Raw genomic sequence first — 481 nt, forward strand, 5'->3', positions numbered from 1 at the left:
CTTTTGATTGACAAGACAGGTGATTTATGGTAAATTTAAACAAAAGGGCAGTACTGTTTTTGGCGAAAGTGTCAGTGAGTTGCAGCAGGTACAGCCCTTTCTGAACGTGAACGCAGGAATGAGAGGAAAGGAGATGGGAAGATGGAAGAATTCATGCCTCATATCAGGCTGTCGAAGGAGCAGGCGGCGCCCCATGTGCTTCTGCCCGGGGACCCGCAGCGGCTGGACCGGATTGCGGAATGCCTGGAGGATGTGAAAGAACTGGCTTATAACAGGGAATACCGGAGCCTAAGAGGCGTCTATAAGGGCGTTCCGGTCATGGCGGTATCCACGGGAATCGGCGGTGCCTCTGCCGCCATCGCGGTGGAAGAGCTGGTGAGAATCGGCGTCAGGAACATGATACGGATCGGAAGCTGCGGCGCTTTACAAAAGGGAATCCGGCTGGGGGACTTAATCCTGGTGACTGGGGCCGTGCGGGATG

General features: G+C 54.9%; 1 protein-coding gene. It reads left to right on the top strand.

Features of this window, described 5'->3' with window-relative positions:
• Positions 1–141: 141 nt before the first annotated feature.
• Positions 142–481 (top strand): nucleoside phosphorylase (locus tag NE664_13595; GenBank protein ID MCQ4727666.1); only part of this gene is annotated, 340 nt, incomplete at its 3' end.

The organism is Anaerotignum faecicola (genome assembly GCA_024460105.1).
GTDB lineage: Bacteria > Bacillota > Clostridia > Lachnospirales > Anaerotignaceae > JANFXS01.